This is a genomic window from Stutzerimonas sp. Brlt_14 (genome assembly GCF_051948915.1).
In the GTDB taxonomy this organism is placed as follows: domain Bacteria; phylum Pseudomonadota; class Gammaproteobacteria; order Pseudomonadales; family Pseudomonadaceae; genus Stutzerimonas; species Stutzerimonas stutzeri.
On record NZ_JAYJLM010000002.1, the window covers coordinates 220,823 to 245,917 of the forward strand.

20 protein-coding genes are annotated in these 25,095 nt (G+C 64.7%); 10 read left to right on the forward strand and 10 right to left on the reverse strand.

From position 1 onward, the window contains the following. Window positions 1-23 precede the first annotated feature (23 nt). A complete protein-coding gene (locus VF716_RS04910) occupies window positions 24-1,037 on the reverse strand; it encodes an SDR family oxidoreductase (protein ID WP_049324789.1) in 1,014 nt (337 codons plus the stop codon). 136 nt (window positions 1,038-1,173) lie between these two features. Next, on the reverse strand, window positions 1,174-2,649 hold the full coding sequence (locus VF716_RS04915) for an FAD-dependent oxidoreductase (RefSeq protein ID WP_049324790.1): 1,476 nt from the start codon (window positions 2,647-2,649) through the stop codon (window positions 1,174-1,176). A gap of 413 nt (window positions 2,650-3,062) precedes the next feature. On the opposite strand from VF716_RS04915, the gene VF716_RS04920 reads away from it, so the two are divergent. Next, window positions 3,063-4,112, forward strand: a complete 1,050-nt coding sequence (locus VF716_RS04920; protein ID WP_049324793.1) for a curlin associated repeat-containing protein — start codon at window positions 3,063-3,065, stop codon at window positions 4,110-4,112. Between the two features lie 41 nt (window positions 4,113-4,153). Here the strand turns inward: VF716_RS04920 and VF716_RS04925 are convergent, their stop codons facing one another. The 6 genes from VF716_RS04925 to VF716_RS04950 all read right to left on the reverse strand — a co-directional run bounded on the left by VF716_RS04925 (window position 4,154) and on the right by VF716_RS04950 (window position 10,198). Next, the gene (locus VF716_RS04925) at window positions 4,154-4,390 is read right to left on the reverse strand and encodes a DUF2790 domain-containing protein (RefSeq protein WP_013982800.1); all 237 of its coding nucleotides are present in this window, start codon (window positions 4,388-4,390) and stop codon (window positions 4,154-4,156) included. Window positions 4,391-4,669: 279 nt separating this feature from the next. Then, window positions 4,670-5,605, reverse strand: a complete 936-nt coding sequence (locus VF716_RS04930; protein WP_049324794.1) for a LysR family transcriptional regulator — start codon at window positions 5,603-5,605, stop codon at window positions 4,670-4,672. Beyond that, window positions 5,605-7,059, reverse strand: a complete 1,455-nt coding sequence (locus VF716_RS04935) for an efflux transporter outer membrane subunit (RefSeq protein ID WP_049324814.1) — start codon at window positions 7,057-7,059, stop codon at window positions 5,605-5,607. Before VF716_RS04935 ends, VF716_RS04930 begins: the two co-directional genes overlap by 1 nt. Further along, window positions 7,056-7,955 carry an efflux RND transporter periplasmic adaptor subunit gene (locus VF716_RS04940; RefSeq protein ID WP_049324795.1) on the reverse strand — a complete coding sequence of 300 codons (900 nt, stop codon included), beginning with the start codon at window positions 7,953-7,955 and terminating at the stop codon, window positions 7,056-7,058. Before VF716_RS04940 ends, VF716_RS04935 begins: the two co-directional genes overlap by 4 nt. 3 nt (window positions 7,956-7,958) lie before the next feature. Further along, window positions 7,959-8,162: a DUF1656 domain-containing protein gene (locus VF716_RS04945; protein ID WP_049324796.1), complete on the reverse strand. Its 204-nt coding sequence runs from the start codon at window positions 8,160-8,162 to the stop codon at window positions 7,959-7,961. Next, window positions 8,159-10,198, reverse strand: coding sequence for an FUSC family protein (locus tag VF716_RS04950; protein ID WP_049324797.1), 2,040 nt, complete (start codon window positions 10,196-10,198; stop codon window positions 8,159-8,161). Before VF716_RS04950 ends, VF716_RS04945 begins: the two co-directional genes overlap by 4 nt. A 148-nt stretch (window positions 10,199-10,346) precedes the next feature. Here VF716_RS04950 and VF716_RS04955 point away from each other — a divergent pair, with 148 nt between their 5' ends. The 4 genes from VF716_RS04955 to VF716_RS04970 all read left to right on the forward strand — a co-directional run bounded on the left by VF716_RS04955 (window position 10,347) and on the right by VF716_RS04970 (window position 14,428). Next, window positions 10,347-11,231 carry a helix-turn-helix domain-containing protein gene (locus VF716_RS04955; protein ID WP_013982794.1) on the forward strand — a complete coding sequence of 295 codons (885 nt, stop codon included), beginning with the start codon at window positions 10,347-10,349 and terminating at the stop codon, window positions 11,229-11,231. A 356-nt stretch (window positions 11,232-11,587) separates the two neighbouring features. After that, window positions 11,588-12,655, forward strand: a complete 1,068-nt coding sequence (locus tag VF716_RS04960; protein ID WP_440552369.1) for a phosphotransferase — start codon at window positions 11,588-11,590, stop codon at window positions 12,653-12,655. Beyond that, complete coding sequence (locus tag VF716_RS04965; RefSeq protein ID WP_020306415.1) at window positions 12,652-13,605, forward strand: ribose-phosphate diphosphokinase; 954 nt, start codon at window positions 12,652-12,654, stop codon at window positions 13,603-13,605. Before VF716_RS04960 ends, VF716_RS04965 begins: the two co-directional genes overlap by 4 nt. 319 nt (window positions 13,606-13,924) lie before the next feature. Further along, on the forward strand, window positions 13,925-14,428 hold the full coding sequence (locus VF716_RS04970; protein WP_020306414.1) for a copper chaperone PCu(A)C: 504 nt from the start codon (window positions 13,925-13,927) through the stop codon (window positions 14,426-14,428). A gap of 41 nt (window positions 14,429-14,469) precedes the next feature. On the opposite strand, the gene gorA is transcribed toward VF716_RS04970, so the two are convergent. Beyond that, a complete protein-coding gene (gene gorA / locus VF716_RS04975; RefSeq protein WP_020306413.1) occupies window positions 14,470-15,828 on the reverse strand; it encodes a glutathione-disulfide reductase in 1,359 nt (452 codons plus the stop codon). Between the two features lie 71 nt (window positions 15,829-15,899). Here gorA and VF716_RS04980 point away from each other — a divergent pair, with 71 nt between their 5' ends. Further along, the gene (locus tag VF716_RS04980) at window positions 15,900-16,322 is read left to right on the forward strand and encodes a VOC family protein (protein ID WP_045632844.1); all 423 of its coding nucleotides are present in this window, start codon (window positions 15,900-15,902) and stop codon (window positions 16,320-16,322) included. Window positions 16,323-16,356: 34 nt separating this feature from the next. Here the strand turns inward: VF716_RS04980 and galU are convergent, their stop codons facing one another. Continuing rightward, window positions 16,357-17,196, reverse strand: coding sequence for a UTP--glucose-1-phosphate uridylyltransferase GalU (galU, locus tag VF716_RS04985; RefSeq protein WP_013982788.1), 840 nt, complete (start codon window positions 17,194-17,196; stop codon window positions 16,357-16,359). 603 nt (window positions 17,197-17,799) lie between these two features. Between galU and VF716_RS04990 the strand changes: the two genes are divergently transcribed. The 4 genes from VF716_RS04990 to VF716_RS05005 all read left to right on the forward strand — a co-directional run bounded on the left by VF716_RS04990 (window position 17,800) and on the right by VF716_RS05005 (window position 25,072). Next, a complete protein-coding gene (locus VF716_RS04990) occupies window positions 17,800-19,419 on the forward strand; it encodes a methyl-accepting chemotaxis protein (RefSeq protein ID WP_013982787.1) in 1,620 nt (539 codons plus the stop codon). 215 nt (window positions 19,420-19,634) lie between these two features. After that, window positions 19,635-21,023, forward strand: a complete 1,389-nt coding sequence (hemN, locus tag VF716_RS04995; protein ID WP_011913241.1) for an oxygen-independent coproporphyrinogen III oxidase — start codon at window positions 19,635-19,637, stop codon at window positions 21,021-21,023. A gap of 135 nt (window positions 21,024-21,158) precedes the next feature. Continuing rightward, complete coding sequence (locus VF716_RS05000; protein WP_125856209.1) at window positions 21,159-22,796, forward strand: VRR-NUC domain-containing protein; 1,638 nt, start codon at window positions 21,159-21,161, stop codon at window positions 22,794-22,796. Further along, window positions 22,793-25,072 (forward strand): helicase C-terminal domain-containing protein, encoded by a 2,280-nt coding sequence (locus VF716_RS05005; protein WP_440552068.1) that lies wholly within the window; start codon window positions 22,793-22,795, stop codon window positions 25,070-25,072. Before VF716_RS05000 ends, VF716_RS05005 begins: the two co-directional genes overlap by 4 nt. Window positions 25,073-25,095 lie beyond the last annotated feature (23 nt).

Here is a 25,095-nt window from a genome sequence, read left to right on the forward strand (position 1 = left end):
CAGCAGGCGGCACAGGCCCGGCGCTAGGGCTGACCGTTGCCGCCGGAGGCGCCGAACACCTGGCCGGTTACGTAGCTGGCCTCGGTGGACGCCAACAGCACGTACAGCGGGGCGATTTCGGCCGGCTGGCCCGGGCGGCTCATGGCCGTATCGCCGCCGAAGCGCTGCAGGTTCTCCATGGTCTGCCCACCGCTGACCTGCAGGGGCGTCCAGAACGGTCCGGGCGCCACGGCATTCACCCGGATGCCTTTGTCGATCAGCTGCTTGGCCAGCCCCTTGCTGAAATTGGTGATTGCCGCCTTGGTCAGTGAGTAATCCAGCAGGTTGGCAGGTGGGTCGTAGGTGGTGACCGAGGAGGTATTGATGATCGAAGCGCCCGCCGGCATATGCGGCACGGCGGCCTTGGTGATCCAGAACATGGCATAGAGATTGGTCTTGAGCGTCCAATCGAACGCCTCGTTGGAAATGTCGAGGATCGATTGCTCGCTGCTCTGTCGCGCGGCGTTGTTGACCAGAATGTCCAGCCCGCCCAGTTCCTCCACCGCCTTCTGGACCATCGAACGACAGAAGGCCTCATTGCGGATGTCACCGGGCAGCGCCACTGCCTTGCGTCCGGCGTCGCGGATCAGCGCCACGACTGCCTGTGCATCCGGCTCCTCGTCCGGCAGGTAACCGATGGCGACATCGGCGCCTTCGCGGGCAAAGGCGATCGCTGCGGCACGCCCGATTCCCGAGTCTCCGCCGGTGATCAGCGCCTTGCGCCCGGCAAGCCGGTTGGAGCCGCGGTAGCTCTTTTCGCCATGATCCGGCGGTGGCTGCATGTCCCGTGCAAGGCCGGGCCAGGGCTGCGACTGCTTGTCGAAGGGCGGTTGCGGATGCAGAGCCTTGGGATCGCGCAGCGGTGCGGGCGCCGCCTGCGGCGTGGCGTCGGCATCAGCGGCCTGGGCAAAGCCCGGCAACACCATGCCGGCGGCGAAGGTTGCGGCCGCACCCTGGATGAGCTTGCGTCGGGAGCTGTCATGGTCGTCGGAATGCATGGGAAATCCTGCAGCGTGTTGCGGCGTTGGCCGTCCATCGGTCGAGGCTCGCGTTGAATTAGGCCGACGGCGTCCCTGGGCGGCATGCCACGTGCGTGACGCAGGGATCCGCCAGTGCGGTGCCCTGCAGAAAGGCTCAAAGCGAGCGGGCGGCCAGCGGTTCGATGGCGGGGCCGTGGATGACTTCGCCGTCCGCCTGGAAGATCGAGCCGTGGCAGGGGCAGTCCCAGGTCCGGTCGGCGTTGTTCCAGGTCACGCTGCAACCCATGTGGGTGCAGGCCGCGGACACGGCATGCAGGGTGCCGGCATCGTCGCGCCACACCGCGAGCTGTTCATCGCCGCGGGTGATTACGCCGCCTTCGCCCGGGCCGATGGCATCGAGGTCGTCGACCCTGGTCTGGCTATCGCTGCTCTGATTGAAGTCATCAGGGGAGGGACGGTTGGGGTCGTAGAGCTGCTTCCACGGGCAGCGGCCGGTGATGATCTGGCGGGCCATGCCCAGCCCGACGGCGGTGCCGTTGCTGATACCCCAGCCGTTGAAACCGCTGGCCACGAACAGGCCGGGGGATTGTTCCGGGTCCGGCTCGCCGGCATAGGCGACCCGGTCGGCGGTGTCGTAATCCTCGTTGCACCAGCGCCAGACGGCCTCACCCACTGGCAGGTGGCCGCGTGCCCAGTGTTCGAGTTCGACGAACCGCCTGGCGACGTCTGCGTCCTGGCCGGTCCTGAAGCGCGGACCGAGCACGATGAACAGCAGCCCCTGGTCATCACGGCCCATGCGGATGGAATGAGTCGGCTCGTCGACGCCGATGAACATGCCGTCCAGATGCGCGCCGTCCTGCGGACGAAAGGCCATGGCCACGTGGCAACGTGGCTGGGTCGGGCTGACGAGGTCGACCGGCGTTTCCACCGGCATGTGCGTAGCGAGGATGACCTGATCGGCTTCCGCACTTCCGCCATCGAAGCCAACCTGCCAGCGCCCCTGGCGCTCGAAGCTCGTCGCGCGGGTGTGCTGATGGATGCGCCCGCCGCGGGCGTGCAGCGAGTTGGCCAGGCCGATCAGATAGCGTGTCGGGTTGAACTGGGCCTGATCCGGAAATTCCAGTGCGCCGGCGGTGGCGAAGGGCAGGGGCGGCTGGTCGATGACCCGTGCCGCGAAGCCCAGGCGGCGCGCCGCTTCGGCTTCATCGTCGATGGCTCGGCGCCAGTCCGCCGAGCACGCATAGGCGTAGGCGGACTGACGCTCGTAGTCGCAATCGATGGCGTGCTCGGTGACCCAGTGACGAATACGCTCCACGGCTTCGCGGTTGGCGTCGGCGTAGCACTGCGCCAGTTCCTGGCCGAAGGTATCGATCAGGTAGCGATAGATCAGCGCATGCTGGGTGGTGACCTTTGCGGTGGAGCGCCCGGTTACCTGTCCGCCGACCTCGCGGGCTTCGAGCACCACGACGGACTTGCCGGCTTCGCATAGCGTCATGGCGGCGCTCAGCCCGACGATGCCGGCGCCGACCACCACCACGTCGCATTCGCTGTGGCCGGTCAGGCGCGGAAAGTCGCCACGCGGCGCGCTGGCGCTCCAGCAGCAATCAGGGGTTGCGGATAGGGCAGGCATTGGCGGGTCCTCCTCACGGGTGGCATAGGCTGTAGAGCGGACCTGCCCGACCGGGTTCCGACCATCGGGCGGTTGGCGATCGAGGCACCGCCGTCATCGGGCGTGCCCGGCAGAGCGCGACGGTTAGCCGACCGCTCAAGCGCGATGGGTTCGCCCGCAAATGTGCACCGCGGACGGAGCGCAACCTGGTGGAATCTGTACGGGATTGGGCGTAGCGCGCGTTGGGGACCGAACATGCACAGGATTAAGCCGCCATCCGTCCGAACGCCGTTTCGTCTGCACCGAACAGGCAATACTTGCTCCGCGGCGCCAGGCAAAACAGTCGGCGCGTTCAGGGAGTGGCAGCGGCAGGGACACGCCAGACGGGGTCAGCATGATGTCGGCCGACGACGACTTTCAAAGGAGTGTTCCCTATGTTCTCGCATAAACCGCTGATCGCTTGCTTTCTATTCGGCTCGCTGCCGGCACTGGCGCTGGCACAGACCGCCGCCACCCAGACCGGAAATGACAACGAAATCATTCTCGAGCAGAACGGCTGGAACTCGGCAAGCCAGGTGCAGCAAGGGGATCGCAATTATTCGCGGGTCAGGCAGGACGGCGGTGACAATCGGGTGCAGACGAACCAGCTCAATCTCGACAATTGGACTGAAGTGGTGCAGAACGGATCGTCCAACCAGGCAAGCGTCATTCAGATCGGAGATATCTACTCCGGACATTCGGCATCCATCGTTCAGCTCGGGACGGACAACCTCGCCGAGGTCAGTCAGATGGATGGCAATGGCGCACAGGCGAACATTCACCAAGAGGGAGCGGGCAATGTTCACCGGGTTACGCAGCTGTATTACATGAACGAGGCCGACAGCCGCTCCGTTGGCACGAACAACCTGACCGAGATCAGTCAGGAGTGGGCCGGCAGCGCCCGTACCGACCAGCTCGGCAACCACAACCGGATCACGATCGAGCAGGGTTTCCTGCCTTATGGCGGATTGGTCTCGGTGTATCAGGACGGCGGCTCGAATGAAGCGGCGGTCAACCAGCAAGGCGGGCGCTACTACGTCGGCCAGGTCGAGTTGAGACAGCTCGGTAGCGCTAACCGCGCGCGGGTAACGCAATGGGCCGGTTTCAGTAGCTTCACCTTCACCCAGGAGGGTAGCGGCAACGATCTGAACGCCCGGCAGGCGACCCGTGACGGGATCATTCGAGGCAATACGGTTGGCAACGACAACCGCGTCAATATCGACCAGATCTATGACAGCCCGGTGCTCGACATCGCCCAGAACGGTTCGGCCAACGAAATCGATGTGGTGCAGCATACCCCCTACAGCACCGTGTCAATCGCCCAGACTGGCGATGGCAACGTCGCGCTGCTGAATCAGACGACACAGTTCGAATTCCCGGTGCCCGCCACGGCCATCATCCAGAACGGCACCGGCAATAGCGCGTCGATCACACAGCGTTATTGAGGCGTCAGCGGGCGCAACCGATTGGCGGTCGCACTTCGTTTTCAGTGGTCCATGCAGTCCGGACCTTGACGCAGGTAGGTGGTTTCGTGGGTTTCGCCTTTGGAGTCCACGTAGGTCATCCTGGCCTGCACGATCTCGCAGCCGCCTGCGGGCACGTCCATCGAGACGACCTTGGCGATGTCGAGCTTGTCGCCGTACTGGTAGGGCTTGGGCTCATCGGCGGCATGCGCCAGCTGGGCGCTGAAAGCCAGGGCGGCGATCCAGATCAGTCTTTTCACGGGTAACCTCCAGAAACGCCTGCACGCCCGAGACGCTTCGACGGGCATTGGCAGGTCTTGCAAGCGACGCCCGCCGAGCAGCGGGCGTCAGGAATAAACGAGGCTGCCACGAGGGGAGCAGCCTGAAGGTGGCCGGACGGCTGGCCGACGGAGCGATTCGGCCAGCAACGCGGAACTGAGGGTTGCCCGTCCGCTGCCACCCGCCAATTCTAGGAAGCGCGCTGGGCCGGAAAAACCGCGCCGCCGGTGAAACACCTTTACCGAGCGCGCAACAATCGTTCAGGCCCAATGCGTCTCGTCCCGCAGCACCCGGTGATAGTCGTCGAAGGCGCGCGGCAGTGCCTGAGCGAGAAAGTCCAGCCAGGTCCTGATCTTCGCGTCGAGAAAGCGGCGGGAGGGGTAGAGCGCATGAATCTGCTTTTCCTGCAGGCGGTACTGCGGCAGCAGGCGCAACAGCGTCCCGCGCTGCAGCGCCGGCGCCGCCACGTAGTCGGGCAGCAGGCAGATACCCATGCCGGCTTCGGCGGCGCTGGCCATGGCTTCGGCGACATTCACCTTGAACGTCTCGCCGGGGCGGATCACCTCTTCGACGCCGTCGCCGACGAAGTGCCAGTCGTCGGCGAACACCGGATCGAGCAGCCGCAGGCAGCGGTGGTCATGCAGATCGGTTGGCCGTCGCGGCACGCCATGCCGCTGGAGATAGCTCGGTGCGGCGCAGACGACGTGAAACACCGGCCCGAGCCGCTGGGCGATCAATTCCGAGTCGGGCAGGTCACGAGACAGGGTGATGATCACGTCCAGCCCGGCTTCCAGCAGGTCCGGCTGGCGTTGGGACAGGCTCAGCTCGAGGCTGACCTCCGGATAGCGCTCGCAGTAGTGCCCGGCGAGGCCGGACAGGAGCTGGATGCCGAGGCCGGTGGTGGAGTGCACCCGCAGGCGACCGCGCGGCGTGAGGTGCGCTCCACAGGCTTCCTGCCGGGCGTCATCGAGCTGCGCCAGTATCTCGCGGGAACGCTCGAGAAAGCGTGCACCGACCTCGGTCAGCGCCAGACGCCGGGTGGTGCGCTGCAGCAGGCGGGCGTGCAGATGGTTCTCCAGCTCGCTGACCAGGCGCGACACCTGCGCCGTGGAGGTGTCGGTCTGCCTGGCCGCCGCGGTGAAGCTACCGGTGTCGACGACCCGGACGAAGGCGCGCATCGCATGCAGCATGTCCATCAACCGTCGTCCTCCTGGCTGGCGGCGGGCGGCTGGCTCGTGCGCCAGCCTCCACCTAGGGCAAGGAACAGGTCGACCTGATCCAGTGAAAGCTGCGCCTGCGAGGCGGCCAGCGCGGCCTGGGCGGTGGCCAGGGTGCGCTCGGCGTCCAGGCTGTCGAGATAACCCAGGCGACCCTCCTGGTATAGCCGGCGGGTGTGATCGGCGGCATTGCGCGCCGCGTCACGCGCCTCGTGCAAGGCCTGGTCGCGCTGCAGATCATGCGCATAGCGGCTGAGCAGGGTCTGGGTTTCCCTCAGTGCCTCCAGCACCACACCGTCGAAGCGGGCCAGGGCGGCGTCTGCTCCGGCCTCCATGGCACGCACCCGGGCGCGATCGACCTGGGTTGGAACGTGCCAGCTGATCGAAGGGCCGAATGCCCAGCGCTGCGTCACCGCATCGCCGAGGTGTTCGAGCATGCCGGTGTAGCCTGCCGTGCCGCCGAGACTGATCTGTGGGTACATCATCGCCGTGGCCACGCCGATCTGTGCCGTGGCCGCGGCCAGGCTTCGTTCGGCTGCGCGAATGTCGGGGCGTCGGCGGAGCAGGGCGGCGCCGTCACCAAGCGGAATCGGCTGACTCAGCTGTGGGGCGTGGTTGCAGGCCGCGGCGGCTTCAGGCAGCTCGCCCGGTGTGTGACCGAGCAGGGCGGCGAGCCGATACAGCGCCGCGGCCTTCTTCGCCTCGAAGGGAGGCAGCTCGGCGCGCAGGGTCTCGACCTGCGCTCGGGCGCGGGCAACATCCACTTCATTGCCGCGGCCGCCAGCGAGCAGGCGGTCGGCCACCTCAAGCTGGCGCTGCTGGATCGCCAGCGAGTGTTCGGCGATGGCCAGCTCTTCGCCGGCATGACAGGCCGTCATGTAGCTGCGCACGACCCCGGCTACCGCACTGATGCGTGCCGCCTCGAGCAGCGACGCACTGGCGTCGGCTGTTGCACCGGCGGCTTCGGCGCCGCGCCGCAGCTGGCCGAACAGGTCCAGCTGATAGCTCACGGCGAGGCCGGCATCGGCCAGGTTCATCACCGGCAGCCTCTCTTCCAGCGCCAGCGCCTCGCTGGACAGCTGGCCGCGCGCCAGCGAACCGTCGCCACCCACCACCACTTCCTGGGCGTGATGGGCCATCTGGAAGCCCTGATAGGCCTGACGCAGGTTGTGACGGGCCTGGCGTATGTCACGGTTGCCCGCCAGCGCCTCACGCACCAGTCTGTCGAGCAGGGGGTCGTCGTACAGCTGCCACCAGCCGTCCGGCAGCGGCGTCTGTTCGACTTCTCGATTGCCGAGCGTATCGAATGGCGCCTGCGCTGCAGCCTGGCGCACCACGGCCTGGTCCGGTACGCGGTAGTCCGGGCCGACCGCACTGCAAGCGGCGAGCAGCGTGGCGAGCAGGGGCAGGGCGGGGTACAGGTAGCGGCTCATGGTGTCGCGCTGCTCGCGTCGGCGGCCGGCCACGGCAGCACCGAGAGGGTAGCCGTGCGGCCGACCACGAGGCGGATGTCGCTCGGCTGGCCTTCGTCGAGCAGCACCCGCACCGGAATCCGCTGCGCCAGGCGCACCCAGTTGAAACTCGGGTCGATATTGGGCAGCAGCGAGTTGCCGCGGACCCGGTCACGATCCTCGATACCGGCGGCGATGCTCTGCACGTGGCCGCGCAGGTGCTGCGTTTCGCCCATGACGTGGATGTCTACCGGCTGGCCGATCTCGATGGCGTGCAGCTTGGTTTCCTCGAAGTAGCCTTCTACGCGCAGGGCGTTGGTGTCGACGATGGACAGCACCGGCGTGCCGGTTTTCACGTAGTCGCCGACCCGCATGGTCTGGTCGCCCAGATAGCCGTCCACGGGACTGAGTACGCTGGTGCGCTCCAGGTCCAGCTGCGCCACGCCAAGGGCCGCCTCGGCGGTTGCCAGTGCCGCTTCGGCCCGCTTGACCTGGGTGTCGCCGATTTCCACCGTCTCGGCGGCGATCAGATCCTTCAGCACGCGGTTGCGTCGGGCTTCGCGCTGCGCCTGCTCCAGCTGTGCGCGGCGCTCCAGCACGGTGGCCTTCGCTTCGTCGACGGCCAGCTGGAAGCGCGCCCGATCGATCACGAACAGCACCTGGCCACGCGTGACACGCTGGTTGTCGCGCACCCGCAGTTCGGTGACCAGCCCGGACACATCCGGCGCGACCTGGACGATATCGGCATGCACATGCCCATCACGGGTCCAGGGCGCTTCCATGTAGTAGTCCCACAGGTGCAGGCTGACGACGGTGGCGATGGCTACAGCCAGCAGGGTCAACAGTACCGAGCCGGCGGTGGGTATCCAGTTCTTCACGATTCAAATCCGCGCTACGAAATAGACCAGGGCGCCGAGCACGATGATGTACAGGGCGAGATTGAACAGCGGCGGGTGCCAGACCCAGCGGTAGAAGCCGACACGCTGCAACAGCGCGGCGAATAGGCTCTTCAGGCCATAGGCCGCCAGCATTGTCACCAGCAGGACTGGCACATAGACGCCGTAGAGATTGAGATGGCCCGTCATGCGAAGGCACCTGCGTTAGCTGGCCCGGCGGATGGTCGACACGGCACGCTGGCCGGCGCGTCCGGGAACAGGGCCAGCCGCAGGCCGTGGAGGGCTTGCGCCGCCTGCGGGGCCTCCTGCTGCAGACGCACAACGGTGCTTTCCAAGGCATGGCGCAGGGCGGCCGGGGGCGGCAGTTCACGCTGCGCCATGGCGCAATCGCGAAAATACGTCTGAATCATCGTCAGGACCGGCGTCAGCTGCCGGCGCAGGGGGCCGCTTGGTCGTAGCTCGCGCAATTCCAGCAAGCGAAAGCAGACCCGCAGCTCGCGGGTGACATCGTTCAGCGCCAGGCCCTGGTTTGCGAGTTGTGTCAGTCGAGGCAGCAGCTGAGCGATACGATCGACGAACGCCGATGCGCTGGCGACCGTATTGGCGCCGCGGCTCAGGTCCGCGAGCTGCGCCAGATTCTGCCAGCCGTGGCGTACCAGCCGACGCGCGGCCCAGAGCGTGCCGAACGGGCGGGTCAACCGCGCCCAGACCAGGGCGAACACCACGCCCAAGGCAGTGGACAGGGCAATATCGGCGAACAGTTGAAAATCCGCCTGGTAGGCACTCTGGATGGTGATGCTGGAGATCGTCTGGACCGCCACCAGGATCACCGTTCCGGCATGCTGCGGACGACCGGCGAGCGTACCGAGCAGCAGCAACGGCCCGGCGAGCAGCGTGGCCAGGCTGCCGAAGTCGTGCACGTTGGGCATCAGCGCGAACAGGTAGATGGCGGCGGCGCTGATTGAGACCAGTGTGGCGGCCAGAAACGACCTGATGAATGGCGCCGGGTTGTCCTGACTGGCGAAGAAGCAGCCCGCCACGGCAGCGATGAACACGCCGCTGTAGCCTTGCTGCCAGCCGGAAGCGAACCACAGCATGCTCAGGCAGAACACCGACAGCGCCACGGAAGCAGCGGTGAACCCCTGCAGGCCGTAATCATGATGGCGCCGGCCGCCGGCCAGCTGCTGGGCGTGATAGCGCAGCGCCGGGAGCCTGTCGGCACGCTCGTCGGCAAACTGCTGCCGCAGCGCCAGGCAGTCCTGCCAGAGGTCGAGCAGCGCGCGCAGTTGGCGCAAGGCGCTGTCGATGGCCAGCGCCTGTGTCGGTTGGGCCGCACTCAGCCACGTGCCTAGCTGCAGGCTGCGCTCACGCAACTGGTCGGCGTCGCTGGATGGCGCATCGCCCTGAATCCAGCGATCCACCGCCTGCAGGTATTCCTCCAGTTCCGGCAGCAGGCCGTGCGGCTCCCGCTGCAACCGGTGCAGCGAGTCCGCGGTGGAAATCAGCTGCGGCATCAGCATGGCCATGCGTGCACGGAATTCACGCGCCTGGACGGTCGAGCTATAGCTGCGACTGTCGTAGTCGAGGTGCATGAGCATGCCGTCCAGACCCATGACGTCTACCAGCAGCGCGTTCAGCGCCCGCTGGTCGGCTTCGCCCAGATGCCGCGCGTTGAGCATGCGGCTGGCCGCGGCTCGGCCGTCGCGCAGCAGCGCGTCCATCTTTGCACTCAGCGTCGGCGCGATACGGCTGGGAAACAGCACCGAATTGACGACACTGGCGCAAACGATGCCGAGCAGGATTTCCTCGGAGCGCGCGAGCGCGACATCGAAGATGGTCGCGGGATGATTGACCTCGGCCAGGCTGATCAGCGGCACCGTGTAGGCCGCCAGCAGAAAGATGTAGCTGCGCGGCGAGCGATCCAGCAGCGAGAGGTAGAGCAGGGCGCCGATCCACAGCGACATCGTCAGGCTCAGCATGATCGGCTGCTGGGCAAAGGCTGGCAGCAGCACGACCGACGCGGCGGCGCCGAGCAGCGTGCCCAGGGCTCGGTAGATCCCCTTCGAGCGTGTCGCGCCGGACAACGGGTGCGACACGACATATACGGAGGCCATCGCCCAGTACGGGTTGTCCAGTGGTATCGCCAGTGCGATGTACAGCGCCGTCAGGGCGGCAATCAGCGCCTTGGCCGAGAACAGCCATTCGCGCCAGGTTGGCATGGTCATAGGCGTATTGTTCGAGACGCGTGGGCCAAGGGCGGGAGAGGGCGGCCGGCACGCATTGATGTGACATTTAACGACATCCACATGTGACAAATTGAACAAGCAACAGGACAATCAGCGCACTTTCGTTGTTTCGACTTCTGGGCCGCCCATGAGCAGACGCATTCCCAATTACGCGCTGTACGGCCAGGCCGCGTTGCCGGCGTGGCAGGATTTGCTGCATCTGGAGTGGATCAGTGACCGCGGCGACATGCATCAGCGCGAAATCCGGCCCCATCAGCACGATGCGTTGCTGCAGGTCGTCTACGTGCGCAACGGCCAGGGCGAGGTATCGCTGGAGAACAGTCGCATGGCGTTCCATGCGCCGTGCCTGATCCTGCTGCCGCAACGCACCGTGCATGCGTTTCGCTATAGCGCGGAGACCGATGGTCCGGTTATCACGGCAGCGCAACGGCCGCTGGAGTCCATGGCACGTATTCTCTCCAGCGATCTGCTGGCAATGATGCAGCGTCCGGTGGTGATTCCCTTGCCTTGGATTGCGGATGGCACGGAACCCATCTGGCCACTGATTCAGCTGATTCAGAACGAAGCGCAAGGCCAGGAACGCGACAACGTGGCGGCCGGCCATGCCTTGCTGATCGCCTTGCTGGTACAGATCACACGGCTCAATCAGCCGACCCTGACCGCAAGGCCGGCCAACGGCAGACGCTCGGCATTGCTCGGTCAATTCCGCGAACTGATCGATCAGCACTTCAAACAGCATTGGCCGCTCGCGCTGTATGCCGAAGCGCTGGGCATCACGCCGGCCACGCTGGGCAGAGCCTGCCGCGAAGAACTCGGCGAATCACCGACAGCCGTCATCAACGAACGCATCGTGCGCGAAGCACAACGACAGCTTGCATATACCGCATTGGACATCCAGCAGATCGCCCATGACCTGGGCTACGCCGACGCTGCGTATTTCAGCCGATTCTTCAGAAAGCAGGCTGGCCTCAAACCCAGCGAATTTCGCGCAGCATTCCGTGGACGAGCGTGAATGCAATCGAAGCGAGCGTGATCGGCGCGTCAACTGCAGGGTCGACGAGCGATAAAAGTGGCTGGCCGAGCACCTGCAGGAATATCATGTGAGTTCGCATAATCTATATTATGTTAAATTGGATGTGAGTTGCGTCTGCCAGCTCCGTATCCTCGGCGCTTGCTTTCTCCACTTTCCTGATTGCCACCACCCTCACTTCGCTCTCGTTCTGTACTAACCGCGAGGCGGTCCCGCGTTTCATTCAGCGATGCGTCGAGCAGCCTGCCGTCGCGCAGCTAGACTCGCAGACAGCTGCCCCTTGTTTCGCGCCGACGGCGCCCAAGGGGCCTACCGTGCCGAAGGATCCTGAGGGACAGATGAGCGGTCAGCACGAGGTCATCGGCTTTCTTTCCCGCGCTGACAGCTACGGCTGCCCGGGCGGTACGGTCGAGCGTATCGAGACCCATGGCTCGCTGATCTTTCTGTGTGGCGAACGTGTCTACAAGCTCAAGCGCGAGATCGCCTATGCGTCGCTGGATTTCCTCACGCTGGAAAAGCGCGAGCGCGCCTGCCACGCCGAGCTGCGGCTGAACCGGCGCACGGCACCTGGCCTTTACCTCAGGGTGAGCGCGATCACCCGGGATCGCGCTGGCGTGCTGGCCTTCGACGCGGACGGCGAGGTGCTGGATTGGGTCGTGGTGATGCGGCGCTTTCCGCAGTCCGCATTGTTCGATCGCATGGCCCTGGCCGGCGAGCTGACGCCCTCGCTGATGCAGACCTTGGGCGTCGAGGTCGCTCGTTTTCATGCCGGTGCCGAGCGAACGCCGGCCTTTGGTGGCAGCGCTGGCATACGCCGATCCATCGAGACCAATCATCAGGAGCTGCGCCGCCAGTGCGCATTGCTCGATGGAAACGCGGTGCAGGCACTCTACCGGGACCAGTTGGCCCTGCTCGATCAGCTGTCGGCAGAGCTGGACCGACGGCGCCGCGATGGATGCGTGCGGCGCTGCCATGGCGATATGCGATTGGCGAACATCTGCCTGTTCGAAGGGCGGCCTACCCTGTTCGACGGCATCGAGTTCAGTGACGAGATTGCCTGTATCGATGTCCTGCATGACCTCGCCTTCGTGCTGATGGACCTGCAGCACCACCAGTTGGCTGATCTGGCGCCGACTGTTTTGCGAGCCTATCTGGATGAGAGTGGCGAGGCCGAGAAGTGTGCACCGTTGCCGCTGTTCCTATCGGTTCGCGCGGCGACTCGCAGCTTCACCCTGGCCGGCAGCGCCCAGCGCCAGGCCACAGGCGAAGCTGCCCAGGCCAAGGCTGAACAGGCACGTGCGTTGCTGCGACAGTCACGCCTCTATCTGCTCGATCACCAGGCACTGGGCCTGGGCTACCCGCAGCTCGTGTCCGCTCGTCCCCGTCCAAGCAGGAGTCATCCATGAACACCCGCCCTCCTCTGTTGTTCGCGCTGCATGGCACCCAGGAATATGCCGCTCGTGTCGCCCGGCACATGGCGCTCGAGCTGGCCGAGCTCGAAGAGCGCGCCTTCGAAGACGGCGAGCACAAGACCCGCGCCCTGACGTCTGTGGAAAGCCGCAACGTCGTCGTCTTCCATGCGTTGTACGGCGATGACGAGCGCAGCGTGAACGACAAGCTCTGCCGCCTGTTGTTCTTCTGCGGCGCCCTGAAGGACGCCGGTGCCCGCCACGTTCAGGTGGTCGCACCCTATCTCTGCTATGCACGCAAGGAGCGTCGTACCCAGTTCCAGGACCCGATCATCACCCGCTACGTGGCGGCGCTGTTCGAGGCCTGTCGGGTGGATCGCCTGACGACCTTCGAGGTACGCAACCTGGCTGCGTTCGACAACGCGTTCCGCATCCCCACGCGGCATATCGAGAGCGCCGAGCTGTTCGCTGCGCACTTCACGCAGCTGCCTGGTGACGTCGAGCTGGTAGCGGTCTCCCCCGATGCCGGCGGCGCCAAGCGCGCGGAATCCTTTCGCCGGGCGCTGGAGCGGCATATCGGGCGCGCGGTTGGCAGCGCCTACATGGAGAAGTACCGCAGCAACGACATCGTGACCGGAACGATGCTGGTCGGCGACATTCACGAGCGGATCGCGATCATCGTCGATGATCTGATCAGCACCGGCGGCACTCTGTTACGCGCCGGCGAGGCCTGCCGCAAGGCCGGCGCGCGGCAGGTCCACGCAGCGGCGGCCCACGGCCTGTTCACCGGCGGGCCGGAAATCCTGGAGAGCCCGGTATTCGACCAGTTGGTGATCACCGACACCGTTCCGCCGTTCCGTATTCCCTCTGAGCTGGTCAGCCGGCGCCTGACGGTGCTCGACTCAAGCGCTATGGTCGCCGCCGCGCTGAAGAGCGAGTACGGTTGATTGGTCGCTTGCCCGGTCTGCATGCATTTCTTGACTACAATCGCGCTGGCAGTGCACTCGGAGCCGTGGGTGTTGCGGTTCGTTTCGGCAAGTCGATTGGCGCCGTGCAATACCCTCTCGCGCGCGGCACCAGGAACAGCGGCTTCGTGAGGTTCATGACGTGCATCCTTGCGTGCAGCCCCCAGCCGATTTGTCCGGCATCGACGGCTTGTGTTTGATCGGAATCAACGTCCCGGAGGCCGTCATGCAACCGAACGTAGCGCCTGGCGCCAAGCGGCGTAAGATGGCGCCATTCTTCACACGATAATCGGAGTTTTCCATGCTGCTTCGCTTACTGGCCGCAGGCGCTTTCACCATGCTTTGCATGCCTGCCTTCGCGCAGGACCACCACGATCATCACGCTGCAGCACCCGCAGTCGCCGGGGAACTGGCTATCAGCCAGGCCTGGTCGCGCGCGATGCCGCCGAGCGCGCCCACCGGTGCGGTGTATTTCGTTCTGGAAAATCGTGGCGAGCATTCGCAGCGACTGATCGGTGCGCAGACGCCACGCGCGGAAAAGACCGAGCTGCATACCCATGTGCATCAGGGCGACATGATGAAGATGCAGCGGATCGATTCGGTGGAGGTGCCGGCGGCGGGCAAGGTGGAATTCAAACCGGGAGGCAATCACGTGATGCTTTTCGGCCTCAAGCAGCCACTGGTGGCCGGAGAAAGTTTTCCGGTAACCCTGCAGTTCGAAAGCGGTAGCGAGATCACCACCGAAGTGAGCATCGAGGTCGATGCCCCGGCATCCGGGAATACCGCAACCGGCCATCATCACTGAGCTGAGCGGCGTGCCGCGCAGGGCGGCACGCCTGTCTGCCCTCAGATGGCGGCGGGTGTGCGCATGGTGACGAACTCTTCGGCTGCCGTCGGGTGGATGCCCAGGGTTTCGTCGAAGACCTGCTTGGTCGCCCCGGCCTTCAGCGCCACGGCCAGCCCCTGCATGATTTCGCCGGCGTCCGGCCCGGCCATATGGCAGCCCAGCACGCGGTCGGTATGCGCATCCACTACCAGCTTCATCAGGCTTCGTTCGAGGCTGTCGGTCATGGTCAACTTCATGGGACGGAAGCGGCTTTCGAAGAGCGTGACCTTGTAGCCCTGCTCCCGCGCCTGCTCCTCGGTCAGCCCGACGGTTGCCATGTTAGGCAGGCTGAACACCGCTGTAGGGATGGTCGAGTAGTCGACCTTGCGATACTGCTCCGGTTTGAACAGGCGCCGCGCCACCGCCATACCTTCGGCCAGCGCAACGGGCGTCAGCTGGACGCGACCGATCACGTCTCCGATCGCCAGAATCGAAGGCACCGAGGTGCGGTACTCGTCATCCACCGCAATGAAGCCACGGGCATCCAGCGCCACGCCGGCCGCTTCGAGCCCCAGGCCGTCGATCATCGGCCGGCGGCCGGTTGCATAGAAGATGCAGTCCGCTTCCAGGGTGCGGCCGTCTTCCAGGGTGGCAAGCAGGCTGCCGTCGGCAAGCTTGTCGATATGGACGATGTCGGCGTTGAATTGCAGGTCCACGCCCTTCTTGATCATCTCGTCCTTCAGATGGTCGCGCAGCGAGCCATCGAAACCACGCAGGAACAGCTCGCCACGGTAGAGCAGCTTGGTGTCGGCGCCGCAACCATGGAAGATCGAGGCGAACTCCACCGCGATATAACCGCCGCCAACCACCAGGACCCGCCGCGGCAAGGCGTCCAGATAGAAGGCTTCGTTGGAGGTGATGGCGTGCTCGCGGCCCGGGATTTCCGGCACGTGCGGCCAGCCGCCGGTAGCGATCAGGATATGTTCGGCGCTGTAGCGCTTGCCTTCGACTTCGACGGTATGTGCATCGACCAGTTGCGCATGCGCCTGCAGCAGGGTCACGCCGCTGTCCACCAGGATGCTGCGATAGATGCCGTTCAGGCGCTGAATCTCGCGATCCTTGTTGGCGATCAGGGTCTTCCAGTCGAAGGTCGCGCCGTCGATGGTCCAGCCGTAGCCCTGCGCCTGGCCGATGTCCTCAGCGTAGTGCGCACCGTAGACCAGCAGCTTCTTCGGCACACAGCCGACGTTGACGCAGGTGCCGCCCAGGTAGCGGCTCTCGGCGACGGCCACTTTCGCGCCAAAGCCTGCAGCGAAGCGCGCCGCACGTACGCCACCGGAACCCGCACCGATGACGAATAGATCGAAGTCGTAAGCCATGTAGAGTTGTCTCCTTCTGTAGCGAACAGCATAACCCAGGCTTTGCGCCTGATTCACCGAAGGAGTGCCCCATGCGCCCCACCCTCACCCACCTGGCGCTGCATGTGCCAGACCTGGACGCCTGTATCGCCTTCTACACGCGGTTTTGCGGAATGCGGGTGTTCCACGAACGCCCGGGCAAAGGCTCACGCATCGTCTGGATGGCCGAGCCCGGCAAGGAGCGGGAATTCATCTTCGTGATCATGCCGGGCGGCATGGATCGCTCGCTGGCGGAGAACGACTACAGCCATTTCGGTTTCGCCATGGCCAGTCGGGAGGAAGTGGATGCGGTAGCCGAATTGGCGCGCGCGGATGGCTGCTTGATCTGGGAGCCGCGCGACGAGCCCTATCCGGTGGGCTACTACTGTGGGGTACGCGACCCGGCGGGCAACTATGTGGAGTTCAGCTATGGCCAGCCGCTCGGGCCGGGCGCCGAGGAATTGCCCGCGCCATAAAACGATCGAGCCACCCTGAGGTGGCCCGACTGGATCAGAACGCCTTACCGGTGAGGTAGAAGTTCTCGTAGCAGAAGTTGGTCGCCTCGATGTAACCCTCGGCGCTACCGCAGTCGAAACGCTGTCCCTTGAATTTGTAGGCCAGCACGCAACCGTCCTTTGCCTGCTTCATCAGCGCGTCGGTGATCTGGATTTCACCGCCCTTGCCCGGCTCGGTCTGCTCGATCAGCTCGAAGATGTCCGGGGTGAGGATATAACGGCCGATGATCGCCAGGTTCGACGGGGCGTCTTCCGGCTTGGGCTTTTCGACCATGTGGCTGACGCGGAAGATGTCGTCGCGAATCATCTCGCCGGCAATCACGCCGTACTTGCTGGTTTCTTCCGGCGGTACTTCCTGGATCGCCACGATCGAGCAGCGGAACTGGTTGTACAGCTTGACCATCTGCGCCAGCACCGGGTCGCCATCGAGGTTGATGCACAGGTCGTCTGCCAGCACCACGGCGAACGGCTCGTCACCGATCAGCGGACGGCCGCTGAGAATCGCGTGGCCCAGCCCCTTCATTTCCACCTGACGGGTGTAAGAAAAGCTGCACTCGTCGATCAGGCGACGAATACCGACGAGGTACTTTTCCTTGTCGGTGTTGCGAATCTGATGCTCGAGCTCATAGCTGATATCGAAGTGGTCTTCGAGCGAGCGCTTGCCACGCCCGGTGACCATGGCGATCTGCGTGAGCCCTGCCGCCAGCGCCTCCTCTACCCCGTACTGGATCAGCGGCTTGTTCACCACCGGCAGCATTTCCTTGGGCATGGCCTTGGTTGCGGGGAGAAAACGGGTGCCATATCCGGCAGCGGGAAAAAGGCATTTCTTGATCATGTGAGTCCTTGAAATGAAGGTTCCAATCGATGCACTGCTTGGAGGAACAGCAGCTGCCTTGCGGTGTTGCCCGGTCTTGCCGGCGTAGAGCCTACGACCATCGTTTTCATAAGGGGTTCGCAGCGAACGCAACGGAGGAATGCAGAAAAGATGCCCGTTCACTGACGTCCTTTCCAATCGCCTGCCAGACGGGTCGGCAACGCTAATATCGCTTTGCCATTCTGTAAAGCGGCGCTATGTCTCATGCCCATTCGCACCGGCGTGATGCATGACGCCGCTTCTGTTCTTTAGCAGTGCGCGGTTACAGCAAGATGCCAACCAGGACCGCCGCCGCTGCCCTCGAACTCATGACCTGAGTCAGTGAAAGCTGCATTTGCTCCGTCATTGGTCGAGCGACGTGGTTCACATTCCTCGGAAAGCAATACCATAGCGCGCGCCATAATGGCGCAAGGCTACCACCGGCTTCGAAGTTTCAAGAATCCACGCTACTAGCCGATACGAGCTTCAGATCGCCCAGCTCGTTGCTGCGTCGTCATGGGAAACCAATAAAACAAGAGTGCAGTGACAGCTACCTTCCGCGTGGCAGTAGTACTAAGGAAAACCATGAACAACTCCGCCCCTCGACAAATGTCCGTGCAGACGAAGATCAACCTGGCGCTGGTGCTGGTGCTGGTGGCGATCATGTCGGCCTCGCTGTTCATCGCTGCCAGCACGGAGAAGCGGCTGGTTCTGCAGGTGGTCGAGCAGCAGACCAAGGATGCCGCCGACTCGTACTTCGACAGCATCAACACCATGATGCTGACCGGTACCATGGCGCAGCGCGAGGTGCTGCGAAACAAGATCCTGGCACGCCCCGGCGTCATCGATGCGCGCATCATCCGAGGCGATGAAGTGACCAAGGTGTTCGGTCCCGGTTACGCGCATCAGGCGCCTGCCGACGCGCTCGATCGTCAGGCGTTGACGGGCGAGTCGATCATTCAGGTCGACAAGAAGGATGGCGGCCGGGTGCTGACCGTGATCAACCCGATCCTTGCCCATGCCGACTACCGCGGAACCAACTGCCTGACCTGCCACCAGGTCGCCGAGAACGCTGTCATGGGCGCCGTGCGCATCAGCTACGACCTCAAGGCGCTGGATCAGGAGGTCGACCGCAATATCCTCGTCAGCGGCGCGATCCAGTTGTTGTTGCTGATCGTCGGCGTGGTGGTGATGTGCATGACCGTCCGCCATGTGATCCTGCGTCGTATCAACGCCATGCGCCACACCATGGACAGCATGGCCGAAGACGAGGACCTCAGCCGCAGTGTCGCGGTCGGTGCAAAGGATGAAATCGGCGCCATGGGCGATGCCTTCAACCGCATGATCGGCAAGTTCCGCCATAGCCTGGAAGCGGTCGCCGGGGTCACGCACCAGCTCACCGATGTGTCCGAACGCGTCTCCCATGTCGCGGAAAAGACCCTGGCCGCGGTCAACGACCAGCGCAGCGAGACCGATCTGGTCGCCTCGGCGATGAACGAGATGAGTGCCACCGTGCAGGAAGTGGCGCGCAACGCCAGCCATACGGCAACTGCTTCCACCGGAGCGGACAATGAATCGAAGGCCGGCGTGAAGGTCGCCAGCGAAGCGCTGGATGGTATCGAAGTGCTGATCGCCGAAATCGAAAAGGCCGCCGAGGTGATCCAGCGGGTCGAGAGCGACAGCGCCAGCATCGACATGGTGCTCGGGGTGATCAACGGCATCGCCGAGCAGACCAACCTGCTGGCGCTGAACGCCGCGATCGAAGCAGCCCGCGCCGGCGAACAGGGCCGCGGCTTCGCGGTGGTGGCTGACGAGGTGCGTACCCTCGCCTCGCGCACGCAGAAGTCCACCGAAGAAATTCAGGCCATGATCGAGCAGCTGCAAAGCGGCGTGCGCAACGCGGTACAGGCGATGAAGGAGGCGCAGCTGCGTGCGCGTTCCGGCTCGCAGTGCGTCGAGAAAGCCGCACAGAGCCTGAGCGTGATTGCCAACGAAGTGGGCACCATCAACGAGATGAACACCCAGATCGCCACGGCTGCCGAACAGCAGAGTGCGGTGGCCGAGGAGATCAACCGCAACATCACCACCATCAGCCGCATTGCCGACACCACCTCGGCCGACGCGGCACAAACCTCGCAGATCAGCGATGAACTGGTGCGCCTGGCTACCGAACTGAACCGTCTGGTCGGCCAGTTCAAGCTCTGAGCACGCACGCGAGGCCAGCCGCGGTCTCGCGTCTCCTGCGCCCTGCATCCCGCCCAGCGGTGCGGCGCGGGGCACTATTCTTGATCTGAGACAGTCGGCGCATGAGGCCTGATCGTCCATAATTCGCGCCCATGACCTGCCTGAGCCGGAAACACCCGAGGGTGACACCGCGTTCCGCTTCCGACTCCGAATTCAACCCTTAGGTGAAACGAACAATGGACCAACTGCCGAGCTTCAACCGGGCCCTGGTCGAGAAATACGACCGTCCCGGTCCACGCTACACGTCCTACCCTACTGCCCCGCAGTTCCATCAGGCCTTCGCCGAGGACGACTACCGCGCCGCCGCTGCGCGCAGCAATCAGGCGCAGCCGCCCAAGCCGCTGTCGGTGTACATCCACATCCCGTTCTGCAAGAGCCTGTGCTACTACTGCGCCTGCAACAAGATCATCACCCACAAGACCGAGCGCGCCGTCGAGTACCTCGAGTACCTCAAGCGCGAGATCGCCATGCAGGGTGCGCTGTTCGACCGCTCGCGCAAGCTGACCCAGCTGCACCTGGGCGGTGGCACACCGACCTATTTCACCAGCGAACAGCTGGCCGACCTGATGGCGAGCCTGCATCAGGCGTTCAACATGGATGACAGCGACAGTCACGAGTTCTCCCTTGAGGTGGACCCGCGCACCGTCACCCCGGAGCAGATCCACGGCTTGCGCAAGCTCGGCTTCAACCGCCTGAGCTTCGGTGTGCAGGACTTCGACGAGCAGGTGCAGATCGCCGTCAACCGCATCCAGACCGAGGAGCAGACCCGCGAACTGGTCCAGGCCGCCCGTGATGCGCGCTTCAAGTCGGTCAGCGTCGACCTGATCTACGGCCTGCCCCTGCAGACCGTCGCCAGCTTCGATGCCACGCTGAGCAAGATCATCGACATCCGCCCGGACCGCATCGCCGCGTACAGCTACGCGCACCTGCCGGATCTGGTGCGCGCGCAGAAGCTGATTCGCCCCGAGGACATGCCGCCGCCCGAGCGCAAACTGGAACTGCTGGAGCTGACCATTCAGCGCCTGACCGCGGCTGGCTACGTCTACATCGGCATGGACCACTTCTCGCTACCCGAGGACGAGCTGACCCTGGCCCGCGCCAACGGCACTCTGCAGCGCAACTTCCAGGGCTACTCCACCCATGCCGACTGCGACCTGATCGGACTGGGCATTTCCTCCATCGGCAAGGTCGCCGACAGCTACAGCCAGAACGTCAAGGAGCTCTCGCAGTACTACGCGCGACTGAACGACGGCATGCTGCCGGTGCACCGTGGTTACAAGCTGAGCGACGACGATCGGCTGCGCCGCGATGTGATCGTCTCGTTGATGTGCCATGGGCGTATCGATTACCGGCAGATCGAACAAAAGCACGGCATCGACTTCCGCAGCTATTTTGCCGACTCGCTGGCCAAACTGGCCGAGCCGGTCGCCGATGGTCTGGTGGAGCTGCGCGACGATGCGCTGATTCTGCTGCCGCAGGGGCAGCTGATGATGCGCAACGTCGCCATGGCTTTCGATGCCTATCTCGGCGGCGAGCAGCGCGGGCGCTTCTCGCGCACCGTCTGATCCTTCCATCGCGTCCGGGGCGGCACCCACGCCGCCCCTTCCGCTGATCACCGGCCATTGCCAAATACCGCTCGAACTGTATAAATAGCCAGCTTTCGAGCGGGCCGCCCGCGCCCCAGTTTTACCGGATGTGCGATGCGTCAGGCCCTGGAAAACCCCTTCTACTATCTCGACAACTTTCAGCAGGTTCTGGCCTGGGTGGACCAGCATCATGGCGACCTGCTGGACGACGCCGAACGCGCCTTCATCGGGCGTTTCGCTCTGTTGCCGCAGGCGTCTCAGGCATTGCTGGTGCGCATGGTGATGCGCAAGGGCGCGCTGTTCCGCGCCAGCAAACTGCACTACGGGGAGATCGGCTGTCCACGTCGGGCGGCAGCGCCATTGATCGAGCAGGGCTGGATCGATGCCGAGCGTGAGCTGACGCTGGAACAGCTGTTCGGCCTGCTGACCAAGGGCGAACTGCTGCAGCTGTTCGGCGCCACGAACTCGGCCGGCCTGCGCAAGGCCGAGCTGTTCGAAAGGCTGCGTGCCGACCATGACCTGGCCAAGCCCTTCGGGCAATGGTGGGCGGGCTCCGAGGACGCGGTGTACAGCCTGTGCATCGACGAACTCTGCGAGCGGCTGCGCCTGCTGTTCTTCGGCAATATCCATCAGGACTGGTCGGAGTTCGTGCTGGCTGATCTGGGCGTTTATCGCTACGAGCAGGTGTCCTTTTCCCCCGCCTCACGAGCGTTCAGTTCGCGTGCCGAGCTGGACGCCTACCTGCATCTGCATCGCTGTCGCGAGCGCTTCGATGCCGGCGAGCCGCTGGCGGAGATACTGGCGGCTGTACCAGCCGCGCCGTTCGGCAATGCCTGGCTGGAAAGCCGCCGCGGCAAACTGCTGCTGCGCATCGGTCAGCAGTTCGAACGGCTCGGCCAGCTCGACGAGGCCTTGCGCGTGCACGCGTCCAACGGTTATCCCGGTGCGCGTGAGCGGGCAATTCGTGTATTGGAGCGCGGCGGCCAGCCAGCGGCGGCGCTGGATCTGTTGCTTCAGGCCCGGGCCGCGCCGGAAAGCGAACATGAAGTGCAGCAGTTGCAGCGCATCCTGCCGCGTCTGCAGCGCAGCCTGGGCATTCCGACCGAACGTGCACGCAGCCGCAAGCCGGAACAGCTCGATCTGGTCCTGCCGAGGCCTACCTGCAGCGTCGAGCAGGCGGTGCGCGAGCATCTGACGAGGCCGGATGCGCCGGTGTATTACGTGGAGAACGCCCTGGTCGGCTCGCTGTTCGGCCTACTCTGCTGGGACGCGATCTTCGCGCCGTTGCCGGGCGCGTTCTTTCACCCGTTCCACTGGGCGCCGGCCGACCTGAACCGCGCGGACTTCCACCAGCGCCGCGCCGATCTGTTCGCCGCCTGCCTGGCCTGCCTCGACAGCGACGACTACCGTGACTGCATCTGGCGCACCTTCCAGGCGAAGCTCGGCATCCATAACGCATTCGTCGCCTGGGGCCTGCTCGACGAACAACTGTTGGCGCAGGCGCTGGACTGCATTCCCGCCGCGCACCTGAAGCTGCTGTTCCAGCGCATCCTGGCGGACGTCACTGGCAATCGCACCGGCCTGCCGGATCTGATCCAGCTGTGGCCGGAAGCGCGCCGCTATCGCATGATCGAAGTGAAGGGTCCGGGCGATCGCCTGCAGGACAACCAGAAGCGCTGGATCGACTACGCCCATCAGCACGGCCTGCCCATTGCCGTCTGCCATGTCCAGTGGGCCGAGGCCATGGCGTGAGCTATCGGGTCGCGGTGCGCGCGCTCTGCGAATTCACCGCCAAGGTCGGCGATCTGGATTTGCGCTTCACGCCCTCGCCCACCGCGCTGGAAGGCATCGCCGGGCACGCCCAGGTCACCGCCAGGCGTGGCGATGGCTACGAGCGCGAGATCGCCCTGGAGGGGCAATACGGGCAACTGAGCGTGCGCGGCCGTGCCGATGGCTACGACCCGGCGCGCAATCGCCTGGAAGAGATCAAGACCTTTCGCGGCGACCTGGAACGCCAGCCCGCCAATCATCGCCAGTTGCACTGGGCGCAGGCGAAGATCTATGGCTGGCTGCTGTGTCAGACACGCGGGCTCGATGAACTCGAACTGGCACTGGTCTATTTCGACGTCACCAGCCACAAGGAAACGCTGTTCGTCGAGCGTCACACCGCAGCACAGCTGCGCGTGTTCTTCGAGACCCAGTGTCAGGCGTTCATCGACTGGGCCGCACAGGAAATGGCCCACCGCGCTGCGCGCGACCAGGCACTTTCCGCCCTGCGCTTTCCCCACGACGAATTTCGTACCGGCCAGCGGCAACTGGCCGAGGCGGTGTACAAGGCTGCCTGCACGAGCACCACGCTCATGGCGCAGGCGCCTACCGGCATCGGCAAGACGCTTGGCACCCTGTTCCCGCAGCTCAAGGCATTCCCGGGGCAGCGGCTGGACAAGCTGTTCTTTCTCGCCGCCAAGACGTCCGGTCGACGCCTGGCACTGGATGCGCTGCAGACGCTGCAACGCAACGCCAACCATGGACTGCGGGTACTGGAGCTGGTGGCGCGCGAAAAGACCTGCGAACACCCGGACAAGGCCTGTCATGGCGAATCCTGCCCCCTCGCCCGCGGCTTCTACGACCGCCTGCCCGCGGCGCGGGCCGCCGCGCTGGGGCAGCCCCTGCTCGACCAGGCTGCCCTGCGCGAAGTGGCGCTTGCCCATCAGGTCTGTCCCTATTACCTCAGTCAGGAGCTTGCACGCTGGGCGGACGTGGTGGTCGGTGACTACAACTATTACTTCGATAGCAGCGCCCTCCTCCACGGCCTGGCGCTGGCCAACGACTGGCGCATCTGCCTGCTGGTGGACGAGGCGCACAACCTGATTGACCGGGCACGTGGCATGTACAGCGCCGAGCTCGATCAGCGCGCCTTCGCCGGCCTCGCCAGCCAGGCGCCAGCACCCTTGAAGCGGCCGCTGGGGCGCGTGCAGCGCTGCTGGAACGAGCTGCATCGCGAGCAGCTGGCGGACTACCAGGTGCAACCGGAGTTGCCGCTCAAGCTGCTGGGCGCGCTGCAGCAGGCGGTCAGCGCCATCACCGACTATCTGGGCGAGCAACCCGCAGGGCTGGATGCGGAACTGCAACGAGCCTATTTCGACGCCATGCATTTCTGCCGTGTCGCCGAGCTGTTCGGTGAACACTCGCTGTTCGACATCAGCCTGTTGCCGGCGATTGCTCGCAGCAAGGCCCGTCGTTCGATCCTTTGCCTGCGCAATGTGGTTCCCGCCCCCTTTCTGGCTCCCCGCCTGGCACAGGCGCGTTCCAGTGTGCTGTTCTCCGCCACGCTGAGCCCGCGCAGGTTCCACGCCGACATGCTGGGCCTGCCCGCCGGCAGCGCCTGGATCGATGTCGAGTCGCCGTTCCAGAGCCGGCAACTGCGCGTCTGCCTGGCCGAGCATGTCTCGACCCGTTATCAGCACCGGCAGGCCTCGCTGGGCGCCGTGGTCGAACTGATTGCCCGTCAGTACCGTGAGCGGCCCGGCAACTACCTGGCCTTCTTCAGCAGCTTCGATTACCTGCAACAGGTCACCGTGCTGCTGCGCGAGCAATGCCCGGACGTACCCTTCTGGGAGCAGACCCGCGGCATGCAGGAAGCGGCGCGCAATGCCTTTCTCGATCGCTTTACCGAACACAGCGAAGGAATCGGTTTCGCCGTGCTTGGCGGCGCCTTCGCCGAAGGCATCGACCTGCCCGGCCAGCGCCTGATCGGCGCCTTCGTCGCGACCCTTGGCCTGCCGCAGGTCAACCCGGTGAACGAACAATTCAAGATACGGCTCGACGAGCTGTTCGGGCGCGGCCACGGTTATGACTACACCTATCTCTACCCAGGCTTGCAGAAAGTCGTGCAGGCCGCCGGCCGAGTGATCCGCACACAGCAGGACGAAGGCGTCGTGCATCTGATCGACGATCGTTTTGGCCGTCCGCAGGTGCGTCGCCTGTTGCCCGGGTGGTGGGCCTTGTCTGGCAGTTCTGCTGGCTGAACGTCGGTCGTTCGGGTTGCGTG